The sequence below is a fragment of the Paenibacillus pseudetheri genome (genome assembly GCF_924513355.1).
GTDB classification, from domain to species: Bacteria; Bacillota; Bacilli; order Paenibacillales; family Paenibacillaceae; genus Paenibacillus_AQ; species Paenibacillus_AQ pseudetheri.
Window position 1 is genome coordinate 1 of sequence record NZ_CAKMAB010000055.1, and the last position, 25,967, is coordinate 25,967.

General features: G+C 42.6%; 23 protein-coding genes. 18 read left to right on the forward strand and 5 right to left on the reverse strand.

What is annotated here, in order from left to right:
* Positions 1 to 196 precede the first annotated feature (196 nt).
* The 3 genes from L1028_RS28230 to L1028_RS28245 form a co-directional block, all read right to left on the reverse strand.
* A complete protein-coding gene (locus tag L1028_RS28230) occupies positions 197 to 505 on the reverse strand; it encodes a hypothetical protein (protein ID WP_234541295.1) in 309 nt (102 codons plus the stop codon).
* A 50-nt stretch (positions 506 to 555) separates the two neighbouring features.
* Positions 556 to 1,008, reverse strand: coding sequence for a hypothetical protein (locus L1028_RS28235; protein ID WP_234541296.1), 453 nt, complete (start codon positions 1,006 to 1,008; stop codon positions 556 to 558).
* Positions 1,009 to 2,171: 1,163 nt separating this feature from the next.
* Positions 2,172 to 3,668 (reverse strand): amidase, encoded by a 1,497-nt coding sequence (locus L1028_RS28245; RefSeq protein WP_234541298.1) that lies wholly within the window; start codon positions 3,666 to 3,668, stop codon positions 2,172 to 2,174.
* Positions 3,669 to 3,884: 216 nt separating this feature from the next.
* Here L1028_RS28245 and L1028_RS28250 point away from each other — a divergent pair, with 216 nt between their 5' ends.
* Complete coding sequence (locus L1028_RS28250) at positions 3,885 to 4,352, forward strand: MarR family winged helix-turn-helix transcriptional regulator (RefSeq protein WP_234541299.1); 468 nt, start codon at positions 3,885 to 3,887, stop codon at positions 4,350 to 4,352.
* Between the two features lie 75 nt (positions 4,353 to 4,427).
* Here the strand turns inward: L1028_RS28250 and L1028_RS28255 are convergent, their stop codons facing one another.
* Positions 4,428 to 6,059, reverse strand: a complete 1,632-nt coding sequence (locus L1028_RS28255; protein ID WP_279306931.1) for an MDR family MFS transporter — start codon at positions 6,057 to 6,059, stop codon at positions 4,428 to 4,430.
* A gap of 217 nt (positions 6,060 to 6,276) precedes the next feature.
* On the opposite strand from L1028_RS28255, the gene L1028_RS28260 reads away from it, so the two are divergent.
* From L1028_RS28260 to L1028_RS28285, 7 genes are all read left to right on the forward strand, one after another.
* Positions 6,277 to 6,798 (forward strand): MarR family winged helix-turn-helix transcriptional regulator, encoded by a 522-nt coding sequence (locus tag L1028_RS28260; protein ID WP_052404196.1) that lies wholly within the window; start codon positions 6,277 to 6,279, stop codon positions 6,796 to 6,798.
* A gap of 24 nt (positions 6,799 to 6,822) precedes the next feature.
* Complete coding sequence (locus L1028_RS28265) at positions 6,823 to 7,269, forward strand: metallophosphoesterase family protein (RefSeq protein WP_234541302.1); 447 nt, start codon at positions 6,823 to 6,825, stop codon at positions 7,267 to 7,269.
* A 193-nt stretch (positions 7,270 to 7,462) separates the two neighbouring features.
* Positions 7,463 to 8,500 (forward strand): helix-turn-helix domain-containing protein, encoded by a 1,038-nt coding sequence (locus tag L1028_RS28270; RefSeq protein WP_234541303.1) that lies wholly within the window; start codon positions 7,463 to 7,465, stop codon positions 8,498 to 8,500.
* 3 nt (positions 8,501 to 8,503) lie between these two features.
* Positions 8,504 to 9,766 carry an FAD-dependent oxidoreductase gene (locus L1028_RS28275; protein ID WP_234541304.1) on the forward strand — a complete coding sequence of 421 codons (1,263 nt, stop codon included), beginning with the start codon at positions 8,504 to 8,506 and terminating at the stop codon, positions 9,764 to 9,766.
* 372 nt (positions 9,767 to 10,138) lie between these two features.
* Positions 10,139 to 11,056: a DUF5692 family protein gene (locus L1028_RS28280; protein WP_234541305.1), complete on the forward strand. Its 918-nt coding sequence runs from the start codon at positions 10,139 to 10,141 to the stop codon at positions 11,054 to 11,056.
* Positions 11,057 to 12,048: 992 nt separating this feature from the next.
* Positions 12,049 to 12,225 (forward strand): hypothetical protein, encoded by a 177-nt coding sequence (locus tag L1028_RS31800; RefSeq protein WP_423803099.1) that lies wholly within the window; start codon positions 12,049 to 12,051, stop codon positions 12,223 to 12,225.
* Between the two features lie 206 nt (positions 12,226 to 12,431).
* Entirely contained in the window at positions 12,432 to 13,817 is a 1,386-nt protein-coding gene (locus L1028_RS28285; RefSeq protein WP_234541308.1) for an MATE family efflux transporter, read from the forward strand.
* A gap of 210 nt (positions 13,818 to 14,027) precedes the next feature.
* On the opposite strand, the gene L1028_RS28290 is transcribed toward L1028_RS28285, so the two are convergent.
* On the reverse strand, positions 14,028 to 14,891 hold the full coding sequence (locus L1028_RS28290; protein ID WP_234541310.1) for a CPBP family intramembrane glutamic endopeptidase: 864 nt from the start codon (positions 14,889 to 14,891) through the stop codon (positions 14,028 to 14,030).
* Between the two features lie 200 nt (positions 14,892 to 15,091).
* On the opposite strand from L1028_RS28290, the gene L1028_RS28295 reads away from it, so the two are divergent.
* From L1028_RS28295 to L1028_RS28340, 10 genes are all read left to right on the forward strand, one after another.
* On the forward strand, positions 15,092 to 15,229 hold the full coding sequence (locus L1028_RS28295; protein WP_234541312.1) for a hypothetical protein: 138 nt from the start codon (positions 15,092 to 15,094) through the stop codon (positions 15,227 to 15,229).
* Between the two features lie 229 nt (positions 15,230 to 15,458).
* A complete protein-coding gene (alaS, locus tag L1028_RS28300) occupies positions 15,459 to 18,092 on the forward strand; it encodes an alanine--tRNA ligase (RefSeq protein WP_234541314.1) in 2,634 nt (877 codons plus the stop codon).
* 316 nt (positions 18,093 to 18,408) lie between these two features.
* Complete coding sequence (locus L1028_RS28305; protein WP_042125473.1) at positions 18,409 to 18,684, forward strand: IreB family regulatory phosphoprotein; 276 nt, start codon at positions 18,409 to 18,411, stop codon at positions 18,682 to 18,684.
* Positions 18,684 to 19,100 carry a Holliday junction resolvase RuvX gene (ruvX, locus tag L1028_RS28310; protein WP_060625663.1) on the forward strand — a complete coding sequence of 139 codons (417 nt, stop codon included), beginning with the start codon at positions 18,684 to 18,686 and terminating at the stop codon, positions 19,098 to 19,100. The genes L1028_RS28305 and ruvX overlap by 1 nt, the downstream gene beginning before the upstream one ends.
* 13 nt (positions 19,101 to 19,113) lie before the next feature.
* Positions 19,114 to 19,422, forward strand: coding sequence for a DUF1292 domain-containing protein (locus tag L1028_RS28315; RefSeq protein ID WP_038569507.1), 309 nt, complete (start codon positions 19,114 to 19,116; stop codon positions 19,420 to 19,422).
* A complete protein-coding gene (locus L1028_RS28320) occupies positions 19,415 to 19,723 on the forward strand; it encodes a DUF1292 domain-containing protein (RefSeq protein ID WP_234541315.1) in 309 nt (102 codons plus the stop codon). The genes L1028_RS28315 and L1028_RS28320 overlap by 8 nt, the downstream gene beginning before the upstream one ends.
* A 176-nt stretch (positions 19,724 to 19,899) precedes the next feature.
* Positions 19,900 to 20,949, forward strand: a complete 1,050-nt coding sequence (gene mltG, locus L1028_RS28325) for an endolytic transglycosylase MltG (protein WP_234541317.1) — start codon at positions 19,900 to 19,902, stop codon at positions 20,947 to 20,949.
* A 56-nt stretch (positions 20,950 to 21,005) separates the two neighbouring features.
* Positions 21,006 to 21,938, forward strand: a complete 933-nt coding sequence (locus L1028_RS28330; RefSeq protein WP_234541320.1) for a peptidase U32 family protein — start codon at positions 21,006 to 21,008, stop codon at positions 21,936 to 21,938.
* Between the two features lie 98 nt (positions 21,939 to 22,036).
* Complete coding sequence (locus L1028_RS28335) at positions 22,037 to 23,368, forward strand: peptidase U32 family protein (protein ID WP_234541322.1); 1,332 nt, start codon at positions 22,037 to 22,039, stop codon at positions 23,366 to 23,368.
* A 317-nt stretch (positions 23,369 to 23,685) separates the two neighbouring features.
* Positions 23,686 to 25,863, forward strand: a complete 2,178-nt coding sequence (locus L1028_RS28340; RefSeq protein WP_234541324.1) for a methyl-accepting chemotaxis protein — start codon at positions 23,686 to 23,688, stop codon at positions 25,861 to 25,863.
* The last annotated feature ends 104 nt before the right edge of the window (positions 25,864 to 25,967 follow it).

Sequence of the window (25,967 nt, forward strand, 5' to 3'; positions counted from 1 at the left end):
GTATCTTCCTTATCTATCTATTTATTGAAAATGAGATTTTTAAACATTGAATGTATCTAATCAGTTACAATATATTATTGATTTTATAATTACTCCTTAAGAAAGTAATTAAAAATTCCTCATATTGTAGCAGGAATAACCCTTTATCCTGTCTACAATATGAGGAGCGTATAAACTCTATGACAGTAGTTCTACTTTATTGAGCTTGAATAGTAAAATTGTTTTCCCATTCCCATTCATCGCCTATAAAAGTACCGAAGCTTAAAGACACTGGTCCAATTGTAAGACTCGGTATAACAGGGGACCATGGATGAGTATAGCGTGCTACCCATCTGCCGGATTGTCCTTTATAAGTTATAGGAATTCTAACCCTGTCTTCTAACCAACCGCCAGAACTATCTGTAAGAGAGTTTACCAAGTTAATTGCAGCAACACGTCCATAAAGACTTCCTTGATTTGTAATCTGAACCCCTATCACCATATCCAAATTCGAATTCTGTAGCATTAGGTGATTTACCATAGTAATTTAGTGAGGCCCATCCAGAAAAGGAGCCGTCAACTACACTCGACGACACTAAAGGAGTGATTTCTAAAGTCAATACCTTTTTCACTTTTAAGCTTTTGAGCTTCTTTTTGTCTAAGTGTCTCAATTTCAAACTTATTTTCTTCAGTAACTAAAATTCTTTCTCCGTCGGAAGTCACGAAATATCTTTTTAAAGTAGTTTCAACTGGAATATTAACTCCGCCATTAGAAGCGTAAAACTTTTTTTGCTGCTCAGGCATTCTTTCTATCAAATTATCGCTATAATTCATTGCTCTTAGAACACTATTGAGCTGATTATCATCTAAATCATCTGCATTCACGATAGGTACAACACGACCATCACTTCTTTTTTCAATAGTTAGCTCGGAATCAATTACAGTTCTTTGAGTAATTGAATCTTCTTTAGTGATGATGTCATCTTGTGCGTTAGCTATCGGTGTAATTAGAAGAAATAGCGCCAGCACTGAACTACTTAGCTTAAAGAGTGTTTTTTAATTAAAAGGATTATAAGGTAGATAGATAGGTGATTTAAGGAATAAAATAATCACTAGAAGACTGCTAACCTGTTAACAGTAGAAATTAAAAATAACAGAAAATAATTCCGGTAAAAACTATTATCGTGAGATTTATATTCTCCAGAAATCATACTCGGATAGTATATTGCATCTTGTCGTCTTCTCAAATACAAAGGAGACCCCTTGTATTCGAAGAGGTCTCCTTGGGTCAAAAAAATGTCGTGGTTCACCATTATAAAGAAGAATTAAAATCGTTGTATTATTTTTTGAGAAAATTCTTAACTCCATCATAAATTACAAGCAATCCAATAATTAAGGCTAATGATCTGATAGTAAATTCAAAATATAAAAGGGGACCCAAAATACTGTCAGTCGAATAGGTATACCCTGTAAGGATTATTGGTGAGAACATAATCAATAATCCGATGACGATACTTGATAAGAGCAATTTATTGTTGTTTTTATCCATCCAACTCTACACCACCTAATGGGTATTTCGTATGAATATAATACCATTTTTTTATAAAAGGGAATAATAACAAATCCGCACTCAGCTTTTCTTTTTAATATATGCACTCTAATAAAAAACCATGAAGGATCGCTTAAGTCTGATCCTTCATGGTTTTGATTTTTTTATTTAGTACCAAGTAAAAGGATCGGACTGGAAAACGATCATATACAAATTAGTATTACCAGTAGCAGAAATTCCAAGAGTTGTTGCACCACCGATTCCAATCTGTATATCACCAGTAATTGATTGAATAATGCCGTTATTATAAAACTTCCCATCTACAATGTAGTAAATAGTATTTGCATCTTGAAGCAGAAAGAAGCCTGCACTAATAAAGAACGGGCTTCTTTCTAGCAATTTTATCCCTATTCATATAATAATATAAGCATTCATCTATTAAAATATACATTGTTTTACTATTATCTTTCATAGGTACCAGAATCATTAATTTATTAATATATATCTGCTATACATTAGCGCTAATACTATTATCTATTTTGATCCAATCATAGTCATTGTTTGGCCATCTCATTTTGATTTGATTCAAATCTTTATCGATCTTGGATCCTCAATTGACTTAGCCACCACTTCATGAATTTCATCATGGAAAGAGCGGATTCCCTGCCATCCCTACCCACAGCTCGGATTGTTCAAGATGGGCTGCAAGCTGAAGCAGTAAATCTTCCCTGCCTTTAGCAGCCATTACCTGTACCCCCAACGGTAGTCCCTCTCGCGACATGTGGACGGGAACGCTCATAGCTGGCTGACCCGTCAAATTGGCGAGCTGGGTGAACGGTGTGTAGGTTAGGCTTGGTTTAAACATAGCGTAAATCATTCGCTCTTGTTCCTCTTTCGGCAACTCATTTACATGCAGCAGTTTTTCGATTTCAGCAGAGCTATGCGTTAACTCACCAATCTTAGGGGCTGAATCCGCATTTGTTGGTGTGATATACAGATCGTAGCGGTTAAGCAGACCTGCCATTTGAGCGGCTGCAATATCCCATTCATCCAGACTATGCACAAATTCTGCCGCAGAGACCTTTCTTCCGGCTTCCCCAAGGACCCAAGTAACGATATCGACTTCACTGGAAGTAATGGAACGTCCCATCATTTTTTCCAGCGATACGAACATCGCTGCCACTTCGCCAGTATTCATCGTATAGTAATTCTCCATCAGCCTTACACCATTTACGGGACTCAGCTTTTCTTCAACTTCATACCCCTCAGCCTCGAGCCATTTTACAGTCTTGAGCACAGCAATGACTGCTTCATTCGTTACAGGAGTGCCTACTGGAGAAGCTGTTGTGAACGCTATGCGTAGTTTTCGCTGTGTTGGCTTGAATAGATCGTCTAAGTAGACGCCCGGATATAGAGGTGTTTGAAAAGCAGCCTCTGGCTGCACAACCTGTAGTAGATCCAGCATCGCAGCACTATCGCGTACGGACCTTGTCAATGCAAAGTCAATAGAAGCGCCTTGCCATTGACGACCGACACCTGGTCCTACTGGAGTACGTCCACGAGTGGGCTTCAGGCCGAACAAGCCGGTGAACGAGGCGGGGATACGGATCGAGCCGCCACCATCACTAGCTCCCGCTGCCGGAACAATACCAGAAGCTACCGCCGCAGCTGCGCCACCACTCGAACCACCAGGGGAATATTCGGGATTCCACGGATTACGTGCCGGGCCATGAAGGACGTTCTCGGTAATGTTTTTGAGGCCGAATTCTGGCGTATTCGTATGTCCAAGTGGAATAAAACCGCTGTTTCTGATTCGTGCTACGTAGTTCGAGTCGCGTCTAGCAATATTATCTTTCATTAGCAAGGCACCCGAAGTAAGAGGTTCTCCAGCGATAGCTTGGGAGATATCCTTGAACAGAAAAGGAATGCCAGCAAACGGGCGAGTGCTATCATGAACAGGCATATCGTCAGCTTCCTTAAGAGCAGCTTCTCTACGAGTACGTACGACCGCATTAAGGACTGGATTGACTTCATCGAGCCGAGCGAAGGCGGCTTCGACAAGCTCACGAGGGGAGACTTCACGTGCTTTGACAAGCGAAGCAAGTCCTAGAGCGTCATATGTAGAATAAGAAAAGGACATGATAGATAACCTCTTTCGAATAGGCATGAATTGCCTGTATTTTAAATATAACAATGTATCAGTTATCGTCAGTAAAGGACGACGAGGCCCTTTCTTCTGATCTCATTATACATCTCGCAAGTAATGATTTGAAAATGGAGACCTGACATCTATCAATTCTTTTTTATGCCCGATTAGGCTATACTTAGTGTTAAATGGATCTTATGGGGTGTACTGATGAACGAAGATAAATATCAGAATGTGGATGGACTAATGGAAGCTTTCCAGCAATTTGCCAGGATGAATTGGCGTAAAACTACGGTCTGGGGATTGAAGCCAAGTGAGGTTCGGATGTTGGTTTCTTTAAAGCTCGGCAAGGAACGGGAAGGGAAGAAGGGCCAGACAGTATCAGATATCAGCAAGTTTCTTAAAGTCACTTCTCCTACGGTTACACAGATGGTCAACAGCCTGATTGCACAGGGATATGTAGTACGTTCTGCCGATGCTCAGGATCGCCGAATCAGTGAGATCACGCTTACGGAAAAAGGAGAGCATTTGGCCGAAATGGCCGTGACGAAATCCCGAAATACCTTTAAAGGTATGATTGATTATATGGGCAAAGATAAGACAGATTCTTTAATGGAGATGTTAAACGAAGTCTACGATTATTTCGAAGAATTGAACGATCAACCAACCGAATCCTAATTCCCTTCACATAAAAAAGAGATGCCGCACAGCCTAAGCTGTTTACGGTCATCTCTAATGTATATTTATTTGTGATTAATGTGCAGTAGGTACAGTCTTTTCAAGGTTTTTGCTTTCGCTTTTTCCCTCTGCAGTTACCTCTATTTTTTTCTCACCACTTCGTAATGGAATCTCTTTAAGGAAAAGGACAAGCAGTGCTGCGACTACTAACAGTGCTGTGCCGCTTAAGAATACAACCGTCAAGGAATCGCTTAGCGCGTTCCGCAGCATCTCAATCAATTGATTGAAGAGCGGCTGGATCTGTTCTGGCAGCGTTGCATGCAGTTCCTTCAGCTTAGGCTGATCTAGCAGCATTTGCGGGTTCATAAATGCGGAAAGCTGCTTGGCGGATTCAGGGTCAAGTTTGGTTAAATCCGGACCCTTGCCAGAGGATACCGCTGCCTCTAGTTTATTCGTTAATGAAGTGTTCATGATGGTACCCATAATAGCGATACCGATGGTTCCACCTAAATTACGGAACAAAGTATTTGTAGCAGTAGCAACGCCTAGCATGGAAGGAGCTACAGCATTTTGCACGGTTAAGGTAAATACTGGCATCGATAGTCCTAAACCAATCCCGAAGACAATCATGCTGACTACTGCCATAGCTATGTTGCTCATAAAGGCCATTATGATCATGGCTACAACCATAAATGGCATACCCATCAGTGCATAGCGCTTGTATTTACCTGATTTGGAAATCCATCTACCCACGAGCGTACTAAGTACAATCATTGCCAGTGACATTGGCATATTAATGAATCCCGAGTTGGTCGGGGAGACACCTTCTACACCTTGGACAAAAAATGGCAGATAGATCATTGCGCCCATCATACCGGCATTCATCAGGAAGCCGACAACCATGGAGATGGTTACGATGGAATTCTTAAATAAAGATAATGGTAATACTGGACTTTTAGCTTTTCGTTCAATCAGAATTAAAATAATAACTCCGAGAATAGATGCCCCGAACAAGCTAAGAATCTCTGGCGAACCCCATTCATATTTTGAACCCGCCCATGAAAAGCCGAGCAAGAGTGCAACAATGGTAAGGGAAAGGAAAATGGAGCCTAAGTAGTCAATGGATTCTGAAGTGGAGCGCGCAGTTTTGGGGAACATTTTCCAAATCATAAAGAAAGCCACGATACCGAAAGGCAAGAAGATCCAGAAGATCCATTTCCAAGCCATGTGGTCCACCATGAAGCCGCCAAGGGTAGGACCAATTACGCTAGAGAATCCAAATATGGCCATCATAATTCCAGTCCACTTGGCTCTCTCTCTAGGAGCGAACAAATCACCTACAGCAGTTACGGTAGCTGACATTAGAATCCCGCCGCCAAGACCTTGAATCCCGCGATAAGTGATCATTTGGAAAATATTTGTCGACAATCCGGACAGGAAAGCGCCTATAATAAAAATAACGATCCCCGCTAAGAGGAATGGCTTTCTTCCATAGATATCGGATAATTTACCGACAAGTACGGTAGCGATTGTAGAGGTGAGCATATAGATGGTAATAACCCAAGTATAGTGTTCAATGCCTCCTAACATCGCAATAATTCGGGGCATTGCAGTACCCACAATGGTCTGGTTGATTGCTGCGAAAAACATAGCCGCCATTAAAGCAATCATAATTGTAACTTTTTTCTTTTGCGTAAGATGCTCCAGAGCTGTTCCTCTCCTTTAACTTATATATATTGTAGTTTGGGATTTCATGTTTTAATAATTAGGTAGCCAAACTATCATTTATGTATAATACACAAATTCATCATTTAGCACAACTGTTTAATTATTTAATTTTTATGGAAACAGAATGTGATTTGGACTTGATTTTTTGGAAATAGGTAAGTAATCTAATTAGATTGAGTTAAATTGGAGGTGCCCTATGGATACTCAAAATAGTCAAGAGCAAAAGCTAATTATAGCCTTTGAGAATATTAAACGTTTGACCTCTCGTCCGTCCTCAAAGGAAGTGATTTCGTATAGAGAATTTATGATGATGTATGTCATAAACAATTTAATGAAGCGAAAGAAGCTTTCAGACGAAGTCGAAGAGCAGCAGGGAGTCATGATTTCTAGATTAAGCGACTTGCTCCAAATTAGCAGACCTACTGCGACACAAATGGTTAACAGTTTGGAGGAGAAGGGTTACGTGGTGCGAACAACGTCGGATACCGATCGGCGGGTTGTATATATTGGTCTGACGAATAAAGGGGAGCAGATTTATGATTCCCAGATGGCTACTTTTTCAGGTATTCTAAGTGAAGTTACGGAAAAAGTAGGTAAGAAAGAGATCGACCAGTTGATTTTTTTGTGTGATCGTTTTCAAGAAGCAGTGCATGAAGTCAGAAGCCGCCAGCTTTTTACTCAATCCGATGAAGATCCGCTCGTTATGGATTCCGTATAACGAACATAACTAAAAGATATTTCGGTGCCTTTGCCGGAACGTCTTTTTTTCTGCATCCAGGATTTTGGCTGGAACGATTATATATTGCTGAAAGAAGAGATTAGACAGAAATACAAGCATCATTTGGATTTTCTAAGTTCATTGCCACTTTATCGCGAGACAGAAGAACATATCTTTGTCCACGCAGGGATTAATCCATTAATAGAGGATTGGAAGCGGCAGTTGCCGTACGATTTCATCTGGATCAGAGGACCATTTTATACGAATCCGGTAGTTAGTACTAACAAAACGGTTATTTTCGGTCATACCTCGACGATGGATCTACATGATTCTGAAGAAATCTGGTTTAGTCCGCAGGGAGATAAGATTGGTGTGGATGGTGGATGCGCATATGGTCAACATCTGAACTGCTTGGAGATTTCTGGAGGGGAATACATCACACATTTTGTTCGGAATGGGGAGAAGCCTTGAGCTGTCTCTCTTTTTTCAAAATATTAGAAAGTATAAGTTTTTCACCTATCCTTTATGTCTAATATTTCTCGCATAAACGCTTAACTTCCTTATAAGGACGCTGAAGGCGTTTATGCTTGTTCATGAAAATGTAGAATAGTACTGTATTTAACGCCAACTATGTATAAAATAAAGAGAATAGGGGGTGTAATAGATGAATGCAAACAACAAATATCATATCCTCATGCAAGGGACTATCAGCAACAATGTGAGCGAAACCTGTAAGGAGTTTGGCATATCCCGGACGATCTATTATCAGTGGTGTAAAGCTTACCAAGAGCAGGGGATGGATGGACTGGCAGAGAAGGAACGAAAGCCGGTAATGCCTAATAAAGTGGATAAGCGAACGGAAAGATTGATCTTACAATACGTTGCCAAATTCCCTGAAGATGGACCCAAGCGAATCTTTTACGAACTGCAGGATGAGGGTGTGAACATAGGGGAGTCAGGTATTTATAATGTGCTGCGTCGAAATGGGCTTAGTAAGAGAATAGAACGTGAGGCTTACGCCAAAGAAGTCAAATCAAAGAAGAGAGACGGCGCGCAAGTGGCTAACAGCAGAGGGTGTAAAGAGAAACCAAAACCTCTGGACTATAAGATGAAAAATCCGGAAAATGCTCATCCCGGGTATATGTGCCAACAGAGTATTAGCTATATGGGAGTGTTCCCAAGGGTAGGAAAGGTGTATCAATACGTGGTCTACGATGCCTATTCCAGATTAGGCTTAGTTAAGCTATATAATCGGAAGTCCGCCATTCATTTTATCGATTTTATGGATTTGAAGGTCATCCCATTGATGAAGACCTTAGAATTCCAAATTGATAATCTGGTTACGAACAAGAGTCGTGAATTTACTACGAACTGGGATAGAGGTAAACATAAATACAGCGATTTTTTACATAAGAACAACATTAATCAAGTAGCCATTACTGCAGATCAGACAGAAGTATTTCAGCCCTTACAGCAATTTGTAGCGGTGTTGACGAAAGAATTCTACCAGCAGGCTTGGTTGGATGATACGATTGATTCCTTTGAGACTTTAGAAAAGCGCTTGCATGAATATTTGAGGATCTATAACTTCAGCAGGGTAATCACAGACGGACCTAATCAAGGTAAAATACCATCGGATGTCGCACTTGAGTATACGGGTCAGCATGAGACTTTGCCATTATGGTTATTTACAAGGAGATAACGGATGATGACTAATATGAAGCATGAAGACAGGATAGGGATCATCGGTGCAGGGATTTCTGGGGTTGCAGCTGCTTACCAGCTAGCGAAAAAAGGATATAACCATATCACTCTCCTTGAGAAGTCAGACCGAGTAGGTGGCAAGTGTCATTCGATTGAATATAAAGGGAAAACCTATGAAATGGGAACCCTAATCGGCTTGCCAACTTATAAACATACAATTGAACTCATGAGGGAGTTTGATCTTATGGATAAGGGGCCGCTCTTGGAACGGGGATTTTTTGATACAAACGGGCGGAAGACTTCACAGATTCCCATGGATCAGATTCAGGTGTTTGCACAAGAATTCAAACGGTTGCCGGATATATTGAACCGTTATAAGTCATTACAAGAACCGGGTTTTCTCCACTTACCTGCTGATCTATGTCAGCCTTTTTCAGAATGGTGTACGGAGAATGAGCTAACTGTTATTGGGCAGGTGTATATGCATTACTTTAATACTTTTGGTTTTGGGAGTATCCATGATGTGCCGGCTGCGTATGTGTTGAAATTTCTAACTTACGACAATCTATTATCCTTTATTGAGATCACACACATGATAACCTGGCCTAAGGGAGTCACTGAACTCATTAGAAGAATGGCCGACCAAGTAGAGGATTTGCGTCTGACTTGTGAAGTGCTACATATGGAGCAAGAGGATAATGGTCAAATTCGGGTGGAAACAAACCAGGATATCTTTTATTTTGACAAGGTTATTTATACAGCTTCCTTAGAGCATCTGGGCGATATGATTCACTTATCTTCGGTAGACAAAGCATTATTTGAGTGCATAATCTATGAACGGTTTCGGGTATATGCCTACAGAGTGAAGGGGTTGCCGGAGCTTTCTGGGTATATCCCGTGCAATATGAATCCTGAACGCAAGGGACATATGATGGCATGGTATTACAGGTGGGCAGATATGGGCACAACGGATCTAGTTACGGTTTATGTAGCGGAGAATGATGAGATGACAGATCTCGAGATGAGGGAAAAGGTAGAAACTAAACTTCGCGAGCTTGGCGGCGAGAATATCCGGCTGTATATGATGAAGCGCTGGAAGCAGTTCCCCCATGTAGATTCTAATGCGATCCGTGAAGGCTTCTATGAAAGGCTTGACCAAATGCAGGGGAGAGATAAGATCTATTATGCTGGAGAAATCATGAATTTTCCTACACTGGAGAACTGTATCGTATATTCGAAATACTTAGTTGAAAAATTTTTTTAAAATAGAGCTGTGAGGAGCCTTGTCCACAAAGAAATTTGTCGGCAAGGTTTTTTTACATTGATAAAGTATATTTTTGGCCCCCGCAAAGTATCTGTGTAAGCATCGAAGCTAAACTCCACTTGGTGGGGATATTTTACGTTCGAGTTAGGTTTACAGTCTGTAGTTCTGTAGACATAGTTTCTAATAGATTCCCTTACTTCGGTTAGGTCCTTTGATAATTTTCAGTACTATTGATGTGTAAACTCAACTCGAAATGAGACTATGAAAACATTGATTAATCAACGTTTTTAGCGGTTTGATCGTACGAAGGAGGATGGGATATATTGGACTCAAGACATCGCTTATATACAAAATATGAAGGAGGAATACATTATGTTTTTATTCGAATCGATTCCTTGGTACTCTGCTCTAATGTGGTTAGTGGTACTTGCAGGATTAATGATTTTCAACGAAATAGCTCGAAAGAGCAAGTGGTTCTCAATCATTCTGTTTATCGTTGTCCCTATTGTTCTTACCATAGCAGTCTGGCCAAATACGGCAGGCAAAGGCTCCAGTACTGGAACATGGTTTCACTGGGTAAAAGTATATTCTGCCTTGGCAGGATGTATAGGGTTTATGGCTATCCGTTATGTTAAAGGTTGGGACAAAAATAAATATATATTAATGTTCCCGGCTATTATCCTTGCAGTTAACATTCTTGAAGCAGTTATCCGTGATTTCCAAGTGTACAGCTTGCAAGGCATGGTAGATGGCGTAATGATGGTAGGTGGTCCTTGGAACATTATGAACGGGATCGCAGGTATTCTGAACATTATTACGATTTCTGGTTGGATGGGTATTGTTATTAGTAAAGACAAGAGTAAGGATATGTTGTGGCCGGACCAGCTGTGGTTCTGGATCATTGCTTATGACATTTGGAACTTTGCCTATGTATATAACGCAGTTTCTGACCATTCCTTCTATGCAGGCGCAGCTCTTCTGATCTCTTGTACAATTCCAGCATTCTTCTTCAAAAAAGGAGCATGGCTACAGCACCGCGCTCAAACTTTGGCATTTTGGATGATGTTTACGATGTCGTTTCCAGCGTTTGTTGGCGAATCAAAGTTCTCCGTACAATCTTCTCACAGCGAAACGGCACTTTGGGTTGTAAGTGCATTATCTTTAGCAGCTAATATTGCAGTGTTTGTCTATCACTTTTATAAAATTACCAAACATAAACGCAATCCGCTTAAAGTGGAAGTGTATACAGATTTAGCGGCTTATAAGACGATTGCGGAGAGTGCAAAATAATATAAGCTTTAATAGCTTCTTTAAGAATCCGCGCCTAGCGCGGTTTTTTTTATGGAATAGAATTTATAAAATTTCGAGATTGCGGAGAAATGTGAAACGAATTGATGGGATGGTCTATATTCAACTGGTGGCCATGGGGAGCCCTGTTTTTAATTAAGCACACGCCTCTTTGGGATGTATAACGGGCCGAGCGGACTTTATATCCTTCGAAATGCATGTTTTAGTCAAGCTTACGGACAAAGGTATGCGAAAAACTGAACACAATGTGCCGACGGTAACGTAAACGAGCCGAATGTATGTGAAAAACCGAATACAATGTGCCGACGGTAACGTAAGCGAGCCAAATGTATGCGAAAAACCAAATACAATGTGCTGACGGTAACGTAAGCGAGCCGAATGTATGCGAAAAACCAAATACAATGTGCCGACGGTAACGTAAGCGAGCCAGCGCCGTTATCCGCCCCAAGTCACCCAGGAATGGGCTTGTTATTATAGGGAATAAGTGCAATACGGTCCGTCTTTAGGAACCTCACTACGAAGGTGTATATGGATACGATTATGGAATTACGGATGTACTCAGCTTGTAACTCTACCTCCAAGGAAGACGTCAGGCGTTTTTCTTGCGTAAATGCAAAGATCGATCATGATAGAAATCAGCAAAATATATTATTTTTGATACGAAGAGGGCTAAAGCCATAAATTCCAGCAAATCTGCAGTAATTCTTGCTTATAAGAAGCTTTCGAGCCACAAGTAAAAATAATCCTACACATTCGCATTTACAGCCTTGTCAATCGAAGTTCCAACCTTGAAGGGGAGAGTCTATGAATCTAAAAATGAATCTTTTGTGGAAATGTACTTGAAGTTTATGGATCGTGTGTTTGTTGTTGCTTACTGCTTGTAGTTCAGAAGGAGAGAAGTTTATAGGTACGATCCATACAATTGATGCTGATAACAAAAGAATTCTCGTGATCTCACAGCTGTAAAAGAAGATATACATGAAGATTACAAGAAGCTAATAGAGTCTGGGGAGTATAGTCACACTATTTGTATAAGTAAAGTAAAACCTAGAAAGTATAAGATAGGCGAAGAAATAGAAGTCTTATATGAAGGAAGTGATGATTCATTTCCTGCACAAGTTACTGTCAAGAAGATCGATAAATTGAAATGAGATTGAATTAACGGCTCAATCTATCCTCTAATGAAGATCCAAATATGTGAAGGACAGTTGCTGTTTTTTGACTTCTGATTAAAGACTTAAAAGTGTATCTATAGTAAACTGAATGTAAAGTGCCCACGGTATAATGGGTATAATTTGTTGAAAAGCTCTTCGGATGAAGAGTTTTTTCCATTTTACAGAAAAGAATGTGATATGTTATGCAGCTTCGCACTAGTCTTCAGAAGAAAAGATTGCTGGAGAAATATCTTTCTGGGGAGGGGATGGATTATCGGCAAATTATAGCTTTATTTATTCCAATTCTGATTGACCAGGCCTTCATTATTGGACTTAATCTGGTAAATACCGCAATGATCAGCTCGTCCGGGATGGCAGCGGTCAGTGCAGTGAATATGGTGGATTCGCTGAATATTTTTCTGATCAATGTGTTCGTGGCGGTTGCAACCGGGGGGACAGTGGTAGTCGCGCAGTATAAAGGGAGCGGAAACGACCGGATGGTGTCCCAGGCTACGGCGGCTTCGGTCGCCTCGGTATCGCTGATCGCTTTGGGAATCGGTCTGCTGCTGATGGGCTTCCATACTCCTATATTGAACCTTTTGTTCGGAACCGCCTCACCCGAAGTGCTGGACAATGCCCGCATCTACCTGATCGGTAGCAGCATCTCATATCTGGGCATCGCGGTGGTTCAGGCGGTATGCGGAGCTCTGCGAGGCGTGGGCAAGACACGGGCTTCTTTGATGCTGTCGCTCATTATGAACCTGCTGTATGTTATCCTGAACGTGGTCTTCATTTACCTGTTGCACATGGGTGTGCTTGGGATGACGCTTGCGATTAATATCGCGCGGTATGCAGGTATGGTTTGTGCCCTGGTGTATCTGTTTAAGGTGGATACGGCTCTGCGGGTACGTTTTCGTGACCTATTCCGAATCCCACTGACCATGCTGCGGAGAATCATGTTCATCGGCGTGCCGTTCGCGGCGGAGCAGATGTTCTTCAACGGGGGTAAATTGCTCACTCAGGTGTTTATTGTCAGCCTAGGCACTTATGCCATTGCGACCAATGCCATTGCCGGCTCACTGGCTCTGGTGTTTCAAATTCCAGCCAGCGCGCTGTCGCTAACTATTGTAACGGTGGTCGGCCAATGTATCGGGCGAGGGAATGTCTCTGAAGCCAGAAAGTTCATCAAGTCCTTCCTCTGGATCGGGTCCGGCTCTTTAGCGTTGATCGCCTTGATTCTGATGCCGCTATTCCACCCGCTGGTATCGATCTTTTCCCCGCCTTCCGAGATCATTGATGATCTGTTTGTGGTGCTGCTGGTGAATTCCATTGCCCAAGTTCCGCTGTGGGCCGTCAGCTTTATTTTGCCGTCCGCGCTGCGGGCTGCAGGAGATTCCCGCTTCACCTCAATTACCTCAATGTTGACAATGTGGCTGTTTCGGGTAATTTTTGGATACATCCTTGGGATCGTACTGGGCTACGGTGTCATGGGTGTCTGGCTGGCGATGAACTGCGAGTGGGCCGTTCGCGGGGGCATTTTTCTTTGGCGCTTCAGGGGCGAAAAGTGGTTTGCACACAAGCTGATTTAGAATTGTTGGTAAGGATACGTACTGCCTACGCCAGCTGACGGAAACGTAGCTCTTTTATATTAAAAACGTAAAAATACAGCACAGGGCAGTGATTCTCATATTTACTTGAGAATTGCTGCCCTCCTGTTTGGTTATCGACTGCTTGCTTTAGCTGATTATGTTTACAACTGGGTCAGTCGCGGTTCTAGAAAATTCTCCGATTCCAGCTATTCAGCTTGGCACTGCCCCCTCTGATTTCTGCGCTCGGAATTCCTTCCTTTTGAAACAAATTAAAAGACAAGTCAGTAACAACACACAGATTAAAGTTGCTGTATAAGTAAAACTACTATTCCAAAACATAATCTGAACATTCATTAAGGAGTGGACGCCAATCACGAAAAATAGATTCCTGGTTAAGACATAGAGTAATGAGAATATGACCCCTAGAATTACTAGTACGATAAAATCATAAACAAAATCCATTCCGACTAATCCTGAATAGATCCGATTTGGGATATGTATAGCGGCAAAGATAGATTGTGAGATAAACATTGCATAACCGATGCGTGAAGTGTTGTTTTTGACTTTTTTTAATAAGAGATAGATTTGAACTAGCAGAAAGCCCCGAAACAAAACTTCTTCCAGTAAAGCATTTCCGAAAATCTGACCCAGAAATTCACCCAAGACGACGTTCGAATTCGTAAAAATATCATTATTGAATGTTAAACTTGAGTGAGTCAGTAATGTCATACCTAAATCAACAATGTTTATAGCGAGCCAAAATAGTAAAATACCGAAAAGTCCTGCTAATAATTTATTTTTTCTCAACCCAAAATCCCCAGGTGATAATTTAGCTATTATACATAAGAAAATAACTACTTCTAACACAAGACCGAACAGATTTGCAGCTAACGTTTCGTTGATCCATCCGTTTGTGCTTTTGGCAATAACGCTTAAAGTTCCATTTGCAAAAAGGATAAGGTTAACCATTAGGGTGAAGAGAATATGAATAAAAATGAGACTGACGATAAAGCGTATTGATGTAGGCTTAACTTTAACAATCGATAGCTCCTCAGTTACTTTATTGCGCTGCATGATTTGTAATCCTCCTTAGAATTATCTTGAGAGCGTGTATTCTGGAGCACTATTAATGATACATATTTTACCAAAAAAGCATCTGGGATTTTTACTATATTCTTCAGTGCTCTAGTTCACCATTAGAAAAATCATACATCCTCACTTTATCTTCACATTTCCCCAGATTGACAGATGCAAGGGCACTGGCTATACTTGAAATGTTAAAATGCAAATCGGATAAAACGTTGATGAAAATGAAGTACGCCGGAGGATGGCTTGATCAGAGAACAGGTTCCTTTACGAAAGCATTTCGTAATGGCTGGGAGAACCTTGAAGACAGGCCGGTGGAAAGCTAATTTCGGAGTGTGAGATCACAAACTCACCGGGGGCACCCGTTATCAGCCGCGACAAGGCGATCGCCCTTTAACTTTCCCGTAAATTGGGTCAAGGCGATAACCAGGGTGGTACCGCGATATTAATCGTCCCTGAATTATTCAGGGGCGTTTTTTTGTTTTTATTTTTTAGAAAATTTGTACAATCTGGCGCATGAGCCGAATTAAAAAGATGAGACGGGAGCTGTAAACAATGAAAGCGAGTGAAATTCGTTCCAAATGGCTTAAGTTTTTTGAAAGTAAAGGTCACAAGATTGAACCTAGTGCATCTCTCGTACCGCATAACGATCCTTCGCTGTTGTGGATCAACGCAGGTATGGCACCTCTGAAAGCATACTTCGATGGACGTGAGATTCCTGAGAATCCGCGCCTGACGAACTCGCAGAAATGTATTCGTACCAATGATATCGAGAATGTAGGGAAGACACGCCGTCACCATACATTCTTCGAAATGTTAGGTAACTTCTCTATCGGCGATTATTTCAAAGAAGAAGCTATCACATGGGCTTGGGAATTCTTGACTGGCAAGGAGTGGATCGGCTTCGATCCAGAACGTATCTCCGTAACTGTGTATGCTGAGGATGAAGAGGCATTCAAGCTGTGGAATGAAAAAGTGGGCTTGCCAGCAGAACGCATCATTAAGCTGGGGGATGAGAACTTCTGGGATATCGGCGAAGGCCCTTGTGGTCCTTGTTCGGAAATCTTTTATGACCGCGGCGAAGCTTATGGCAGCGACATGAGCGATCCAGAAATGTATCCAGGTGGAGAAAACGAACGTTGGCTCGAAGTATGGAACCTTGTGTTCTCACAATTCAACCATAACAAGGATGGCAGCTATACGCCGCTTCCGAACAAGAACATTGATACCGGTGCTGGACTGGAGCGTTTTGCATCCATTCTTCAAGATGTAGATTCCAACTTCGATACCGATTTGTTCCAACCGATTATTCAAAAAACAGCTGAGCTTGCCGGTGTAACATATAAAGATAATGTTGAGCAGGATATCGCGCTTAAAGTTATCGCTGACCATGTGCGTACCGTTACTTTTGCCGTAGGGGATGGAGTACTTCCTTCTAATGAAGGTCGTGGTTATATTATCCGCCGTTTGCTACGCCGTGCTGTTCGTTACGGAAAGACACTGGGTCTGGATCGTCCGTTCCTGCATGAGTTGACGGAAACCGTTGGTGAGATTATGGGTGTGTATTATCCATCCGTTGTCGAGAATCGGGAATATATCGCAAAGATTATCCGTACAGAAGAAGAACGTTTTCATGAGACATTGTCTGATGGATTGGCTATCTTGGGTGAGATCAGCGCTAAAGCAAAAGCAGATGGGCACAGCACGATTGCTGGAGCTGATGCATTTAAGCTATATGACACTTACGGATTCCCATTTGACCTGACTGAAGATTTCGCAGCAGAGCAAGGATTAACTGTAGACCGTGAAGGCTTCGATGTCGCTATGCAAGAACAGCGTGATCGTGCAAGAGCTGCACGTCATGACGGTGGCAGCATGAAGATCCAAGGTGGCGCTTTAGCGGATCTGACGGTTAAAAGTGAATTTGTTGGATATAATGACTCGGTAACAGAGTCGAAAATCATGGCTATTGTTGTGGGTGATGAATTGGTCGATACTGCTGGCGAAGGCGTAGAGTGCCAAGTAATTCTTGAGGCAACACCGTTCTATGCTGAAAGTGGTGGTCAAGTGAGTGACACAGGACTGCTTACTGGCGGTTCCGTTACAGCTAAGGTAAAAGGATTGTTCAAGGCTCCACATGGTCAACACGTACATTTGGTAACTGTGGAAGCTGGAGAATTGAAAGTAGGCGAATCGGTTCGCGCTGAAGTGGATCGTACACAGCGTGAAGATATCGTGAAGAACCATACAGCTACCCATCTACTGCATAAAGCGCTCAAAGAGGTTCTTGGCGGTCATGTCAACCAAGCAGGATCTTTAGTAGAAGGCGCACGTTTACGGTTTGACTTCTCTCATTTCGGAGCGATTACACCGGAAGAACTAAGCGACATCGAACATCGCGTGAATGCACAAATCTGGCGTGGTCTTGATGTAGTCATTGAGAACAAGCCGATTGATGAAGCTAAGGCTATGGGCGCCATGGCACTATTTGGTGAAAAATATGGCAACATTGTCCGTGTCGTTCAAGTCGGCGATTACAGCCTTGAGCTTTGTGGTGGATGCCATGTATCCAACACATCTCAAATTGGAATTTTCAAGCTGCTTAGCGAAAGTGGTATTGGTTCAGGAGTGCGCCGTATCGAAGCAGTGACTGGACGTTACGCTTATCAGTTTACTGAGAGCCAACTGGATCTGCTCAAGCAATCTGCGGGTCTACTGAAGTCTTCTCTAAACGATGTTCCAAAACGGATTGAAGCATTGCATAACCAAGTGCGTGAGCTTTCGCGTGAGAATGAATCCTTGCAATCTAAGCTGAGCGCAACATTTGCCGCTGAACTAACAAGTAGCGTGAAGACGGTTGGTGCAGGTACACAGCTTCTTGCTGTTGCTGTTCAAGCCGGAAATATGGACGCTCTGCGTTCTACTGCAGATGAATTGAAATCCAAGCTCCCGGATGCTGTACTTGTTCTGGGTGCAGCGATGGATGACAAGGTAAACTTTGTTGTAGCTGTACCACAGGATCTGGTGAAGAAGGGCTTCCACGCTGGTAAGATCGTTAAAGAAGTCGCAGCAGTATGCGGCGGCGGTGGTGGCGGACGTCCAGATATGGCACAAGCTGGTGGTAAAGATGCCTCCAAGCTTGGCGAGGCACTGGCTAAAGCAGAAGAATTAGTGGCTTCCCTAGCATAAATAAAAATTACGAAACTATTTGTTATTTTAAACGTATTACGAAAAAACATAGCGGTACTGAGAGTTTGACATCAGTACCGCTACTCTTTATTAACAGGTGGTTAGATTTTCATGAATAGTTGTGCTTGACAATAGCTTAAAAGCCAAAAATATCATTATTTTTGTAGAGGAAATGCCAAAAAAAGCGTTATTCCACGCGCAGGATTTCCTCGTTGGGCTATGAATATGTTATGATAAAGGAAGCAAGTGATCTGCACAGTAGCAACTTTGCGAAGCCGCCCTTTTAGGGTGATTTTGCAGAAGGAAGGTGTCACAAATGGACTCCATGGACAAAACGGTCAAATTCAATGTGAAGGGCGACGAAAAGGAAGCTTCTCCCCAGGAAATATTGCTCGCTGTATACGATGCACTGGTGGAGAAAGAGTATCATCCGATCAATCAGATCGTAGGGTATCTACTTTCCGGAGACCCAGCTTACATTCCGCGTCATAACAATGCGAGAAGTTTGGTCCGGAGAAAAGAACGTGATGAGCTGATTGAAGAGCTGGTTAGATTCTACCTCGTCAATCACAAGGTGGATAATCCCAGATGATGAAGAAGTTAGGATTGGATTACGGCGACCGTAGAATCGGTGTAGCCACAAGCGATGTTTTTGGATGGACAGCACAAGCTCTTGAAACGATTGAGCGCCGCGGTACTGGTAATGAGTTCGAACGTATTCGTGAACTTGTTACAGAGCACGAAATTGGAGAGATTGTAGTTGGTCTACCGAAGAATATGAACGGCTCAGTAGGACCCCGGGGCGAAATCTGCATAGAGTTCGCTGACAAGCTACGGGAGCAATTTGCAATTCCCGTACACCTTTGGGATGAGCGTCTGACGACGGTATCCGCAGAGCGGGTGCTGATTGAAGGGGACGTCAGCCGGAAGAAACGCAAAGGGATTGTGGACAAAATGGCTGCAGCCCTGATTTTGCAAAATTTTTTGGATGCTAACAGTAAAAGGTGAGGGGTGCGAGGATATGACAAACGAACAGATTGGCCAAGAGGAAGAACCGGAAATTATCTACATTCCCGATGAGGAAGGTAATGAAGAGGAATTCGAGGTCATTATGAAGTTTGAGGTTGATGGCTCGGACGCTAAGTACATGATGGTAGTTCCGCTTGATTCCGAGGACGAAGAAACCGATGAGGTTTATGCGTTCCGTTATGTGGAAGAAGGCGACGACCTTCAATTGTTCATGATCGATAATGACGAGGAGTGGGCGATTGTCGAAGAGACTTTCAACACACTGGTTGACGAGTTGGACGGAGGATCTGAGAATGACTGATGTATCCGCTGATCAAGCGGTATGGACTTCGCGGCTTAAGGAAGCCTATGGAGAAACAGTAGAACTGGAAGATGAGCAGGGCAAGTCTTCCATTTACGATATTATCGCCGAATTTGAAGTCGGTGGTATTGGCTATGCGGTGCTGAAAGGTACCGATAAAGACGTGGAATATGAAATCCTGCGTATCGTTGTCTCTCCTAACGGACTACCGGAACTTGAGAACATCGTGGACGATGAAGAGTGGGAAGACATCTCTGAGCTATATGATGAGATGACTTTTCCAGTAGATGACGCAGATTAAATTTTAAACATGTACGTTCCATTTATGATGAGTACGGAAGAGGGCGGAGAATTCCGCGCTCTTTTTGCTTGGAATACGATCAATATAATTAGAACAACAATCATGATCGTGAAATATGTATTAAATTTTAAGGAGTACACTTTTATACTTTATAGCCGGAAAGTGAGGAACCTGACTTGAAATCCGCAATCCGTACTGTGCTTATCATTATTCTTTTGCTGGTAGCAGCAGGAGGCGGAGGCGCTTGGTACATTTGGAACGGGATGCAGCCAGAAGAACCTGCAGGATCTGCCGTAACATTTACGATAGAGAAGGGCATGGGCAGCGCGGAAATTGCTGATCTGCTCGAACAAAACGGCATTATTCGGAACAGTCTTTTTTTTAAGGGATATTTGAAATGGACCAAAGAAGGTTCCAGCTTCAAAGCTGGTACTTATGTTGCTAGTCCAGGAGACACCTATGACGAGCTCATCAAGAGGTTAAATGCTGGTGATGTTGTTAAGGAAGAGACCGTGACTTTCACGATTCCGGAAGGATATACTGCTGAGCAGATTGCCAAGAAGCTTGCTGAGGCTTGGAATCAGGATGCTGCTATTTTTCTCGAAATAATGGATACCGGTGCGGGCTTGAAGGGAATTGATGTTCTAGGTATCCCGCAGGATAAGAACCTTCGGCATCGACTTGAAGGGTATTTATTCCCTGAAACGTATGAACTAGCTAAGGATAGTACGACGCAGGAAGTTGTTGAAGCATTATTGGATCAGTTCCAGAAGAAACTGGATACGATCCCAAATTGGAAGCAAAAGCTTGAAGTTCGTGGAATGACACTACATGAGCTGTTGACTGTGGCTTCGTTAGTCGAGCGTGAAGTCGTGGTAGATAGTGAACGACCGCTAGTTGCTGGCGTTATTTATAACCGCCTAAAGAAAGAGCAGAAGCTGGAGATTGATGCTACGGTTCAATATTTGCTCGATAAACAGAAGGAAAGACTGTTGTTTAAAGATTTGGAAGTTGACAGTCCGTATAATACGTATAAGAATGTTGGACTTCCTCCGGGACCTATTAGTAATCCAGGGCTGGCCTCCATTCAGGCGGCACTCGAACCTGAGGCTTCTGAATACTACTTCTATGTGACTAAGAAAGATGGTACACAGGGCCATTTGTTTGCTAAGACCTACAAGGAACATTTAGCCAATATCGAAAAAAGTAAGCAAGAATCGAAATAAAATATTAAAATGAAGAGTGGTGCGGTTGAAATAACTGTACAAGTAGGAGGTACAACATGACTAACAAACCGGAATTACTGGTGACAGCAGCATCCTTAGAGGAAGCTGCTGCTTTGCTGGATGCCGGAGCAGATGCATTGCTCATCGGAGATGACCGTTTCGGCATGCGTCTTGCCGGACATTTCTCTCTGGAGGATACAGCTGCCGTTGTAGAAATGGCACATGCCCGTGGCTGCAAAGTATATGCTGGACTAGGTGGGCTCATGTCCAACCTTCTTCTCGAAGAGCTAACCGCCTATGTGAAGGCTATAGGCGAGCTTGGTGTTGACGGTGTTGAATTCGGTGATCCTGCGGTGTTAACCACAGTGAAGAAAGAAGCACCGGGCATGAATCTGCATTGGAATGCAGAAATGACGTCTACCAATTACGCAACTGCAAATTATTGGGGACGTAAAGGCGCTACTCGTGTCGTTCTTGCCCGTGAGCTGAATATGGATGAAATGACGGAAATGGTTTCGCTTTTAGAGGTTGAGGCACAGGTTCAGGTTCATGGCATGACCAATATATACCATTCCAAGCGTAAGCTTGTGAAAAGCTATATGTCACATCAAGGACGTCCAAGTGAGGGCGGCAGTCTTGGCAAGGAACGTGGTCTATTTTTGATCGAGGCAGAACGAGATGACCAAAAGTTCCCGATCTATGAAGACGAGAACGGTACACATATTATGAGTTCGGAAGATATTTGTATTTTGGAGGATCTTCATATTCTTATGGCTGCGGGCGTACAGAGTTTAAAGATTGAAGGATTGTTGAAATCAACAGCGTATAATGTGGCGGTTGTTAAGACTTATCGCAAAGCTATTGATCTCTATGTAGCTGATCCAGAAGGTTATTCTTTCCAAGAGGATTGGATGGAAGCTATCAGAATGCTGCAGGATCCAGAACGGGAGCTAAGCTTCGGATTTTTCTATAAAGAGCAAGTATATTAAGTTTAATTTTATGAGAGTTTTTTAGTTCCCCGCAAAGACTAGGTGCAGTATATCATACGTAGACATCACTTTGTGGGACGATGGAGGGGAGAACAGGAATGGGAACCATGACAAAGCCGCAATACAAGGGCAAACGATACCGTCTGGACAAACCGGAGCTCCTAGCTCCGGCCGGTAATTTGGAAAAATTAAAGTTCGCAGTACACTATGGTGCGGATGCTGTTTATATCGGAGGGCAGAAATACGGTTTGCGTTCAGGAGCAGACAATTTCAGCTTTGAGGAAATGCGTGAAGGTGTTGAATTCGCCAAGAAATACGGCGCTAAGGTATTTGTTGCAACGAACATCTATGCTCACAATGAAGATGTCGCAGGGATTGAAGAATATCTGCGTAACTTATATGAAGTTGGCATTGCTGCCATTATCGTAGCCGACCCGATCATTGTAGATACAGCGCGCCGTTTAGTACCTGGATTAGAGGTGCATTTAAGTACTCAACAATCTACACTGAACTGGCAAGCCGTATCCTTCTGGAAAGAAGAGGGGCTACCGCGTGTAGTTCTCGGACGTGAGACAAGCCTGGAAGAGATCGCCGAGATTAAGAAGCATGTTGACATTGAAATTGAGAGCTTTATCCATGGTGCGATGTGCTCCTCGTACTCAGGTCGCTGCGTATTATCCAATCACTTTACAGACCGTGACTCCAATCGCGGAGGCTGCTGCCAGTCTTGCCGCTGGAAATATGATTTGTTCGAGGATGCGCGTCCTGAAGGCACTTGGGTGTCTGAAGAAGATCAAGCTGAAGCGCAATCTCCGGCACCTTTGCTTCCGGGTGTAACTCAGATTCCACTGCATCAGCAAGGAGATAATCCATTCTCGATGGGATCTAAGGATTTGTGCATGCTGGAAAGTATCCCTGAACTCATTGAAGTGGGCATTGACAGCTTCAAGATCGAGGGGCGGATGAAGTCGATTCACTATGTAGCTACTGTAGTTAACGCTTATCGTAAAGCCATTGATGCTTACATGGCTGATCCGGAAGGGTACGAGTTGAAGCAAGAGTGGCTGGATGAGCTGAATAAAGCGGCGAATCGTCCGCTTAACACGGGGTTCTTCTATGATACTCCGGATCATGAAGATCATATCTATGAGCCCGAAGAAAAAGCGGCTCCTTATGATTTTGCCGGACTTGTACTAGAATACGATGCTGAGAGTGGAATGGCGCTCATTCAGCAACGCAATCACTTCAAGCCAGGCCAGGAAGTTGAATTCTTCGGACCCAATGATACATTCTTTAAGCAGACTGTAGCGGAATTGTGGGATGAAGCAGGCAACCCGCTTGACGCAGCCCGTCATCCTCTGCAACGTGTTCGCATGAAGGTAGAACAGCCAGTAGCATACTTTGATATGATGCGTAAGAGAAAATTTTAATAAGATACAGGGATGTTCTTTCTATAAGAGCATCTCTGTTTTTCTTTTGACAAAGCTAACAATAAGATATATATATTAGTAACTAACAAATAAATCCAAAAAGGAGGGTAGAACGAAGGGTTTTTTTTTGTCTCAGAATACATAGGTTAAAAGTTATAAAAAAAGTATAGTAAAGCTAAGAAAAAAGGCCTAATAAACCGATATATAATATGGTTAGCGCTTTCATATGTCCTCTAATATTAGCGGGTAGATGATCATGATGGGGATCCTGATCAAGATAGTATTAGTGAAAAGCATAAAGAGAGAAGGTTAGAGAGATGAAGAAGAACAATAAAAAATCCGTAAATGTACAAAGCAATGAAGTAGGCACAGGAAAGACATCAAAGTTAGATGTTAAGAAAATGATGTTGGGTTGGGGAAGCCAAATCAAGAGAGTTAATCCTATCCAATCCGTCGGTGTGAAGTTATTTCTAATATTCCTATGTTCCACTGTAATCGTAGTTATGTCACTTGGACTTATATCTTATTCGAAGGCCAAAACAACGATAAAGAATAACGTATCAGAAGCCTATCGTCAGACTATTATTCAGACTGCTGAGAAGCTGGATATTACCTTGAAACAGTATGAGAACTTGGCATTACAGCTTTATTTTGATACACAAATGCAAACGGATCTTAGATCAATGGCTACTGCAAAAACTGCTTACGAGAAATTTGAAGCAACAAGTGCAATAAGTAAGAAATTGTCCAGCCAGACGACAACGGATTCTAATATTATCAGTGTCTCTTTGATTCCAGAGGCATCTGAGCAGGAAATCGTTACAAGTGGTAGTGCTGGCATTAGTCTTGACGGAATACGTGAACAAGAATGGTACAAGAAGATTGTAGCCGACACCAAAGAATATGATTCATATTATTCGGGTGGTGACAAAGGCGGCGCCAAGAATATTTGGTTCTCCACTTCTATTCAAGGTAATGAAGAAAACGATATTGCTATGGTTAGATCCCTTAAAAATCTGGAAACAGAAAAAGGATACATAATTATGCTTGTGTTGAAAAACACACTGCTGGAGGAATCTTTTGCAAGTGTGAAGCTGGGAGATGGCTCCCGTATTCAACTAGTATCTCCTGAAGGTACAGTTGTAGCTTCTTCTAATCCGATAGACGATGGAAAACCATCTGAGTTTTCTTTTATCAAAGAGAGTAAGAAAAATAATAATAGCATAGAAGCTAAAGATCCAAACGGTGAAGAAATTCTGGCAGTCTTTAATCCGATGATACGGGCGGATTGGAAGCTGTCAGGCGTAGTACCTACAGACGAATTAGTGAAGGAAGCTCGTCCGATTCTGTTGACGACGTTCATTACGGCTGCAGGTGCAGCACTGCTTGCAATATTGATCGGGATTTGGATGGTTCGTATGATCGCTCAGCCTCTGGCACGATTGAAGAATCTTATGGTTCAAGGTGCAAGCGGAGATTTAAGTGTACGTACAGAATATGTGTCTAGCGATGAGATTGGACAACTATCAGCCTCCTTTAACTTGATGATGGAGCGTATTACTGAGCTTGTATCGCAAACGAGAGAAACTGCTCGAGATGTGCTGGAGACCGCTGGCGAGCTTGGAGAAGCTTCGCGTAAGACGGCTATCTCGGCGAAGGAAATCGCAGCCGCTACGGAAGAAATCGCTGGAGGAGCAGGCAGTCTGGCACTTGAGGCCGAACGTGGTAATGAGCTTACAGATGTGATAGCTACACAAATGCAGACCGTGATAAGTGCCAACAGTGAGATGGATGAGGCAGCACGCGGGGTTGGCGATGCTAGTGCTCAAGGTGCCAAACAATTAACGGATCTATTGGATCAGACTAGCCGTACTGGGGAAAAGACAAGTGCACTTGTCGAACGTGTAAATCATTTGAAAGAAACGGTATTCTCTGTGATTAAGGTGCTTGATGTGATGAAGAGTATCACACAGCAGACGAATATTTTGTCGTTAAATGCGACGATAGAAGCCGCACGTGCAGGCGAAGCTGGCAAGGGCTTTATGGTGGTAGCAGATGAGGTAAGACAGCTCGCCGACCAATCGAAGCAATCTATTGCTCTTGTAGCCGGAATCACCGACAAGATCATAACGGAAATGAACGAAACGGAAGCTGTATTATCTGAAGTGGCTCCCCTCTTCAAAGAGCAAATAAGCTCAGTGAAGAGCACGAGTGATATCTTTGTATCCGTAAAAGGACAGATGGATGAGTTCATTACTAGTCTGGAATCAGTGACAACAGCAATCAGTAGCTTGAATCATTCACAGGTTGTGTTGTCAGAAGCAATGGGTAATGTAAGTGCTGTAGCTGAGCAATCTTCTGCGACTTCCGAAGAAGTGGCTTCACTCAGTAATGAACAGCAAAATGTAAGTGATCAACTCGTTTCATTGTCAGGTAAACTGGAAAGTGCTTCAGGACAGTTAAAGGACAAGCTGTCATTGTTCACGATAAAATAAGAAGGTCCCTATCTAAGTTTTTTATGATTTACATAACAAAACCGCTTCTTCGTTATGAGGAAGCGGTTTTGTTATTGTGTAAAGAAGAACTTCCCCGTATAATA

Coding starts and splice junctions, on each gene's coding strand:
- L1028_RS28280 (WP_234541305.1), top strand. CDS start 10,139: ATGTTTTTATTCGAATCGATTCCTTGGTACTCTGCTCTAATGTGGTTA.
- L1028_RS28250 (WP_234541299.1), top strand. CDS start 3,885: ATGAACGAAGATAAATATCAGAATGTGGATGGACTAATGGAAGCTTTC.
- L1028_RS28315 (WP_038569507.1), top strand. CDS start 19,114: ATGACAAACGAACAGATTGGCCAAGAGGAAGAACCGGAAATTATCTAC.
- L1028_RS28295 (WP_234541312.1), top strand. CDS start 15,092: ATGTTAAAATGCAAATCGGATAAAACGTTGATGAAAATGAAGTACGCC.
- L1028_RS28330 (WP_234541320.1), top strand. CDS start 21,006: ATGACTAACAAACCGGAATTACTGGTGACAGCAGCATCCTTAGAGGAA.
- L1028_RS28260 (WP_052404196.1), top strand. CDS start 6,277: ATGGATACTCAAAATAGTCAAGAGCAAAAGCTAATTATAGCCTTTGAG.
- L1028_RS28340 (WP_234541324.1), top strand. CDS start 23,686: ATGAAGAAGAACAATAAAAAATCCGTAAATGTACAAAGCAATGAAGTA.
- L1028_RS28320 (WP_234541315.1), top strand. CDS start 19,415: ATGACTGATGTATCCGCTGATCAAGCGGTATGGACTTCGCGGCTTAAG.
- L1028_RS28245 (WP_234541298.1), bottom strand. CDS start 3,668: ATGTCCTTTTCTTATTCTACATATGACGCTCTAGGACTTGCTTCGCTT.
- L1028_RS28335 (WP_234541322.1), top strand. CDS start 22,037: ATGGGAACCATGACAAAGCCGCAATACAAGGGCAAACGATACCGTCTG.
- L1028_RS28275 (WP_234541304.1), top strand. CDS start 8,504: ATGATGACTAATATGAAGCATGAAGACAGGATAGGGATCATCGGTGCA.
- L1028_RS28305 (WP_042125473.1), top strand. CDS start 18,409: ATGGACTCCATGGACAAAACGGTCAAATTCAATGTGAAGGGCGACGAA.
- L1028_RS28270 (WP_234541303.1), top strand. CDS start 7,463: ATGAATGCAAACAACAAATATCATATCCTCATGCAAGGGACTATCAGC.
- ruvX (WP_060625663.1), top strand. CDS start 18,684: ATGAAGAAGTTAGGATTGGATTACGGCGACCGTAGAATCGGTGTAGCC.
- L1028_RS28230 (WP_234541295.1), bottom strand. CDS start 505: ATGCTACAGAATTCGAATTTGGATATGGTGATAGGGGTTCAGATTACA.
- L1028_RS28285 (WP_234541308.1), top strand. CDS start 12,432: ATGCAGCTTCGCACTAGTCTTCAGAAGAAAAGATTGCTGGAGAAATAT.
- alaS (WP_234541314.1), top strand. CDS start 15,459: ATGAAAGCGAGTGAAATTCGTTCCAAATGGCTTAAGTTTTTTGAAAGT.
- L1028_RS28290 (WP_234541310.1), bottom strand. CDS start 14,891: ATGCAGCGCAATAAAGTAACTGAGGAGCTATCGATTGTTAAAGTTAAG.